This is a genomic window from Roseomonas sp. CECT 9278 (genome assembly GCF_918698155.1).
Taxonomy (GTDB): domain Bacteria; phylum Pseudomonadota; class Alphaproteobacteria; order Acetobacterales; family Acetobacteraceae; genus Neoroseomonas.
Window position 1 is genome coordinate 1 of record NZ_CAKKLX010000095.1, and the last position, 6489, is coordinate 6489.

Sequence of the window (6489 nt, forward strand, 5' to 3'; positions counted from 1 at the left end):
CATGGCGGCCGAGGCGGCCACGGCCCGCGCAGTGGCCGCGGCCGGCGAGGCGGCCCGGCTGCGGGCGGAGGCGGATGGCGCGGCCGCCGCTTCGGCATCGCGCGCCGGCGCCGCGGAGGCCGATGCGCAGGCGGCGATCCGGCGTGCCGGCGCGGCCGAATCCGCCGCAGCCCAGGCAGCGCAGCGCGCCGGCTATGCCGAGGAACAGCGCCGCCTCGCGGAGTCGCAGGCGGCCGAGCAGTTGCGCCTGGCGGAAGGTGCCCGCGCGCAGGTCGCGCTGCTGTCGCGCCAGATCGAGGCGCTGCGCGCCGACCTCGCGCGGCTGTCGGCCGCGCTCGATCTCGCGCAGGGCGAACGCCAGGCGCAGGACGCGACCATCGCGCAGCTCGGCGCCCGGCTGAACGCCGCGCTGGCGCAGCGGGTCGAGGAATTGCAGCGCTTCCGGTCGGACTTCTTCGGGCGGCTGCGCCAGGTGCTGGGCGAAAGGCCCGAGGTGCGGATCGTCGGCGATCGCTTCGTGTTCCAGGGCGAGGTGCTGTTCGCGCCGGCCTCGGCCGATCTCAGCGAGGAAGGACGGCGGCAGGTGCGCGACCTGGCGCGCGTGCTGCTGGAGGTGACGCCGCGGATCCCGGCCGAGATCGCCTGGGTGGTGCGGGTGGATGGGCATGCCGACCGTTCGCCGCTGCGGGGCGGGCGCTTCGCCAGCAACTGGGAACTGGCGGCGGCGCGGGCGATCGCGGTGGCGCAGCTGCTGATCGCCGAAGGCTTGCCATCCAATCGCGTGGCGGCAACGAGCTTCGGCGATACCCAGCCGATCGATCCCGGCGAGGGGGCCGCGGCGCTGGCGCGCAACCGGCGGATCGAGGTGCGGCTGACGGATCGGTAGGGTGGGTCAACCCGCCTTGACCACCCCCGGCGGCTGCCAGGCGCCGCGGCCGACCGGCAGCAGCGACGGCGCTTCCGTGCGCGGCCAGTACAGGCGCATCACCAGGTAGATCGGCCCGTTCGGCGCCGGCAGCCAGTTCGCCCGCAGGTCGGCGCCGGGATCGTCCTTCTGGATATGGATGGTGACGCCGCCATCCGGATTGCGCTTCATGCCGGCCAGCATCGGCGTGTTGATCAGGTAGCGGTCGATCGGGTTCTGCACGAGCAGCTGGTTGCCCCCATGGTACATCGTGACCGACCAGAAGGCATTCACCGGGGGCAGCTGGTTCGCCGCGAAGGTCAGGGTGTAGCGGCCGGAGCTGCCGTCCAGCGTCTCGCCCCCCGCGGTGGTGCGGGTGAAGGGGTAGGTCGCTTCCTCGGTGCTGTTGGCGTAGATGCCGGCCTTCGCGGCGATGGCGCGCTGCATCCAGTTGCCGTTGTAGGCCTCGGGGCTGCCGGGGACGTCGGCGACGTTCCAGCCGTTCATCCTGACGCCGGCGGCGGCGACGGCGGCTTCGACGCGGCGGTTGCCCTCGAAGGCGGCGGCGAGCAGTTCCATGCGGTCGAAGAAGGACTGCGGCAGCGGCGTGCCGCGGCCGTCGATGCCGATGGACGCCATCTGCGCGCGGATCGGGGCCTCGTTGGGCTGCGGCGCGTTGAACTGCAGCGCGAAGGCGAGATAGTCGAAGAAATGGTGCTTCGCGAGGTCGGCATTGACGCGCGGCCAGCGGATCTCGGGCGCCGGCGGCGGGGGCGCGGTGCGGGCGAAGGCGGATAGTGTCTCGGCCCTGTAGCCGCGCTGCACGGCGACCACGCCGGCCATGTCGTCCGGCCCGAACAGCTGGGTGCGGAAGATCGCGAGGGCGAAGTGCGTGGTCGAGCGGATCACGCCCTTCACGCCGGGCGGCGGCGCGCCTTGCCAGCCCGGCCCGGCGACCAGCCAGGAGCCGCCGCCCTGCCCGGTCGCGCGCGACCCGATGTAGCCGACATTGTAGGTATTGGCGTCGCAGATCATGACCGAGAAGTACCGCCCGGCCGGCACGTCGGGCACGCTGAGCACGACCGGTTCGGCGCGCAGGTCCATCCAGCACATGGAATAGGGGGTGTCGCTGTTGGGCGTGGGCACGGCGGTGTCGCGCCAGGTGAAGACCTGGGCGTCGTTCCACATGGTGTTGAACGGTGCCTTGAACTGGCCGCTGTTGCGATCGACCGCGAATTCGTACAGCACCGTGTAGTTCATCACGATCGGCAGGCCGAAGACGAAGGCGGCCTCGGCCGCGTCATAGGACCCGACGGGGCCGGGGCGGCCGGCCTGGGCCAGCGCGGGGCGCGGCAGGGTCAGCGCGCCGAGCCCGGCAAGGGCTGACGCGCGGAGCATGTCTCGTTTCAGCATCGGGTGGCTTCCGTGGAACGTGGCGACGACGCGGATGGTCCGGCGGGCGGGAGACTAGAGCAGATCCCGATCAGATGGAATCATCTGATCGGGTAAAGATGCTCGCAAAAACAATGGCCTAGAGGCGTTGTGGTGAGCTGTGGCGAACGGATGCGGCTCTAGCCGCCGCCATGTCATGATCGCGAGAGATTTCCGTATCCGATTCCGGCGCGTCACGACTCCGGCCGGGCGGCGGTCAGATCATCCGCGCCTCGAAGGGCGGCAGCAGGTCCGGCGCCTCGAATTCCAGCACCCAGAGGTCGGGGTCGCGTTGCACCTGGCGGTCGACATAGGCGGTCGCCAGGGCTTCCTCGACCGGCGCGCTGCCGGTGCCGCGCAGCCAGGCGGGGCGGCCTTCGGCGTCGCGCGCCTGGGAGAGCACGACGCAGCCCTCGCGCCCCAGCAGGATGCACAGGATGCCGCCGGAATCCGGGTCCCCGCGGCGGAGCACGGCGGCCGGGCGGCCGGCCATGTCGGACAGGCGGATCGCCATCGAGACCCAGATGCCGGCCTTGACCTTCGGTTCCATGCTCAGGCCCTCAGGCGCCGGGCGCCGGCATGCGCCGGCTTGGAATTTTGTGACGCCCTCAGGCGCCGGGCGCCGGCATGCGCCGGCTTGGAATTTTGTGACGCCCTCAGGCGCCGGGCGCCGGCATGCGCCGGCTTGGCTGCGCGCCCTGCGCCGAAGCACCCGGCGTGGCGGGCGGGTGGGGCGCGGTCGCGCCTTCGCGCTCCCGGATCGCGGCAGGGCCACGATCCGCTGGTATTGGCGGGTGCGGGCGCGACCTTCGCGCGGCGGCGAGGAACTGAGGCGGTCGCCGCATGATGCCGGCGCGCGGCACGCCGCGGGCAACCGGTGCCGGTCCCGGCGGCTGCGGCATTCCGGTGGGAGCCAAGGTGCATCGTCATGGTGGCAGGGTCGCACGCCCCACCCCTTGCCGGAAGGCGCGGGGCGCGCCATTCACCGGCGCAGCGAGGGGGACACCCGGCGATGAGCGAACGGAAGATGACGGAAGCGCAGCGCGCCTACGAGGCGAAGCGCGCGGCCAAGGCGGGCATGAGCCTCGAGAAGTGGCTGACCAGCAAGGAACGGCGCGCCGCCGCCGAGGCCAAGGAAGCCGCCGCCGCCGCGCCCAAGGCGGCCGAGCCGCCGAAGAAGCCGGGCTTCTTTGGCCGGCTGCTGGAAAAGGCGCAGAAGCCGCTCTGATGGTGTAGCCTGCCGGCCATGCGGTTTGCGCTGGCCGGGATGCTCGGGCTGGTCGTGGCGGCGGCGGCGCCGGTCGCCGCGCAGGGCTACGCGCCGTCCGGCACGGTCATGCTGTTCCAGCCCGGCAGCGCGGAGATCAGCCAGGATGCGCGCGACGCCCTGCTCGCCTTCCTGCGACCGCCGCGCCCGCCGGAATTCCGCGGCCAGTGCCTGGCCGGCCATGCCGACCGCGACGCGGGCGCGGCCGCGCTGAGCCTGGCGCGCGCGCAGGCGGTGGCGGCCATGATGGTGCGCCAGGGGGTGGACCCGCGTGACATCGCGATCGAGGCGCATGGCGATGCGCATCCCGTGCGCCTGGCGCCGGCCGGGCAGCCGGAACCGATGAACGATCGCGTCCACCTGTTCCCCTGCCCCGGGCCGCGCCTGGCCGGCGTGGCGGAGGCCGAGGCGCGCGCCATGGATGCCGCGGTGGTGCCGGCCTTCATGGCCGCGCTGGCGCCGCTGGTGGCGCGATCGCTGGGCTGCCCGGAACCGGAGGTGCCGCGCGGCGCGCTGGTGGCGCCGCGCCTGGACTGCGCGCCGGGCCTGGGCGTGCCGGCGCTGAGCGTGCTGCGCATCGCCGGGTCGCGCCGCGTCGCCGTGATCCTGGAATGGCGCGACGGCCTGCCCGGCGGCTGGAATGCGCCGGCGGCGGCGGTGCTGGACCTGTTCGGCCACGCGCCGGCGGCGCCGGTGCTGGCGGCGCTGGCCGCCGGGGATGGCGCGGCCCGGCGCACGGAGTTCCTGGCTGGCGGCGTGCGCGCGGAGGTCGAGACCGGGCCGGGCGCGCTGCGCCGCCTGCGGGTGGTGCCGCAGGCCGGCGATGGGCCCTGAGCACTGGGTCGGGCGGGCTCCGCCGGGCGCGTTCGGGAGAACCGGCACCGACCAGCGAACGCCGGGCTTGGCAAGCTGGCGCCGACGGCGGCGGTCGGCCCGCGACGCCGCGCGCCGTCAGCGCCGCCCGGGCGCGGCGGGCGGTGGCGATGACGGGCGGGGCAGCGGCCGCGCCGCCGCGCAGGAACACACCACCGAGCCATCGGCGCGTTCATTCGCCATCGTCGCCTCGCCGCAATGCGGGCATTCGATCGCCTCGCGCATCACAGCATCCGCATCAGCGTGCCGTCGCGCCGGATCGCGTGGTGGAACACCGCGGCGCCGACATGCGCGCCCAGCAGCACCACGAACAGGTAGCCGCCGATGGTGTGCCCCCAGGACAGCACATTGGCGATCCCGGTCGATGCCTCCATGAATTTCGGCAGGTGCAGGAAACCCATGTAGGCGGTCTGCCCCTGCATCGGGAAGCCCCAGGCATTGGTCGCGAAGAAGCCCATGACCGGCTGCAGGACCAGCAGCGCGTACAGGCCGTGATGCGTCGCGGTGGCGGCGGCGCGCATCGGCGGCGGCAGGTCGGCGGGGTGCGGCGGCGGCGGGTTGCGCAGCTTCCAGACGATGCGCGCGAGCGCCACGATCAGGATGGTCAGCCCGGCACTTTCGTGGATGGCGTAGAAGCCCATCTTGTAGGCGCCATCCGCATCCCCGGTGATGAACTTGATGACGAAGCCGGTCGGCAGCGCGATCAGCATGAGGCCCAGCGTGATCCAGTGGAACCACTTGGCGGCGCGGCCGTATTGCCCATCCGGGTGGGCAGCGTCCTGGCCGGGCAGCGGGGCGGCGGCGGTCGCGTCCATGGTCTGGCTCCGGTCCATCGTCGCGCCAGCGTATCGCATCCGCGCGGCGTTTCGCACGTGCGGATGATCGCAGCCCATGCGGATTGGAGCATCGATCCGCGCAAGCGATGGGTCAGCATCGCGCGGCGCGACGCCGATGGCTGGCGGGCGCAGGCACCGGTGCCGGTCGGCGACCCGGCGGGGCTGGCGGCGGGGCTGATCGCCGAGGGCGCGCCGGTGGCGATCGGGCTCGACCTGCCGCTGGGTGTACCGCGCGGCTTCGCGCAGGGGCGGGCGGAGGCCGGCTTCGTGCCCTTCCTGCGCGGGCTGGCCGACCGGCCGGGCTTCTTCGCGGTGGCGGCGACGCTGGACCAGGTCTCGCGCGATCGCCCCTTCTACCCGGCGCGCGGCGTGAAGGGCATGACGCGCGCCGCACACGCCAGCGCGCTTGGCCTGGCGGATGCGCGCGGCCTGTCGCGGCTATGCGACCGCGCCACGGCCGAACGCCCCGCCGGCGCACCGGTGTTCTGGACGCTGGGGGCCAACCAATCCGGCAAGGCGGCGATCGCGGCCTGGCGGGATTGGCTGGCGCCGGGTCTGGCCGCCGGCGCGCCCTATGCGATCTGGCCTTTCGACGGCGGCATCCATGCGCTGCTGGCGCGCGGCCGCGCCGTGCTGGCCGAGGTCTATCCCGCCGAGGCGCTGCGCCACTGCGCGCTGGTGCTGCGCGGATCGAAGCGCGTGCAGGCCGACCGCGCGGCCATCGCGGACCCGGTGCTGGGCGCGATGGCGGCGCGCCGCGTGGTGCCCTGCGCCGCGCTGCGCGCCATGGTGGCGGATGGCTTCGGCGCCGATGCGGCGGGCGAGGACCGCTTCGATTCCGTGATCGGCCTGCTCGGCCTGGTCGGCGTGCTGGACGGCGCGCGGCCGGATGTCGTGCCGGCGGACGACGCGGTGCGGCGCTGGGAAGGCTGGGTGCTGGGGCAATCGGCGCTGCCTGCGTCGTAGCGCCGCGACGACGAAGCCGGGTCCAGCCGGCGGGCGCCCGCCGGCGCGGCATGCCGATCACCACGGACAGCCCCGAGGCCGCCATCGCGCTCGACGCCCCGGTGATGGCGCTGCCGGGCCAGCAGGCGGTGGCGCGGGCGCGGCCTGGCGCCGCGCGGGCGGCCGGGCATGCGCCGGCGCGCCGCGCGCCGATGCCTGGCTCTTATCCACCG

Annotated in this window: 8 protein-coding genes; 4 read left to right on the plus strand and 4 right to left on the minus strand. The window is 74.1% G+C overall.

Translation table 11 applies throughout. The annotated features are described in order from the left end of the window. Positions 1–886, plus strand: an 886-nt coding sequence (locus LQ222_RS25835) for a peptidoglycan -binding protein (protein WP_230169756.1), incomplete at its 5' end; no start/stop codon positions are given. A gap of 6 nt (positions 887–892) precedes the next feature. On the opposite strand, the gene LQ222_RS25840 is transcribed toward LQ222_RS25835, so the two are convergent. Continuing rightward, a complete protein-coding gene (locus LQ222_RS25840; RefSeq protein WP_230169757.1) occupies positions 893–2302 on the minus strand; it encodes a DUF1254 domain-containing protein in 1410 nt (469 codons plus the stop codon). Positions 2303–2552: 250 nt separating this feature from the next. Next, entirely contained in the window at positions 2553–2885 is a 333-nt protein-coding gene (locus LQ222_RS25845) for a DUF1491 family protein (protein WP_230169758.1), read from the minus strand. A 462-nt stretch (positions 2886–3347) separates the two neighbouring features. On the opposite strand from LQ222_RS25845, the gene LQ222_RS25850 reads away from it, so the two are divergent. Continuing rightward, positions 3348–3563, plus strand: coding sequence for a hypothetical protein (locus LQ222_RS25850; protein WP_230169759.1), 216 nt, complete (start codon positions 3348–3350; stop codon positions 3561–3563). 18 nt (positions 3564–3581) lie between these two features. Beyond that, entirely contained in the window at positions 3582–4436 is an 855-nt protein-coding gene (locus LQ222_RS25855) for an OmpA family protein (protein ID WP_230169760.1), read from the plus strand. Between the two features lie 117 nt (positions 4437–4553). On the opposite strand, the gene LQ222_RS25860 is transcribed toward LQ222_RS25855, so the two are convergent. After that, entirely contained in the window at positions 4554–4700 is a 147-nt protein-coding gene (locus LQ222_RS25860) for a hypothetical protein (RefSeq protein ID WP_230169761.1), read from the minus strand. Then, on the minus strand, positions 4700–5290 hold the full coding sequence (locus LQ222_RS25865) for a cytochrome b (protein ID WP_230169762.1): 591 nt from the start codon (positions 5288–5290) through the stop codon (positions 4700–4702). Before LQ222_RS25865 ends, LQ222_RS25860 begins: the two co-directional genes overlap by 1 nt. Before the next feature lie 63 nt (positions 5291–5353). Between LQ222_RS25865 and LQ222_RS25870 the strand changes: the two genes are divergently transcribed. Then, positions 5354–6277, plus strand: coding sequence for a hypothetical protein (locus tag LQ222_RS25870; protein WP_230169763.1), 924 nt, complete (start codon positions 5354–5356; stop codon positions 6275–6277). Positions 6278–6489 lie beyond the last annotated feature (212 nt).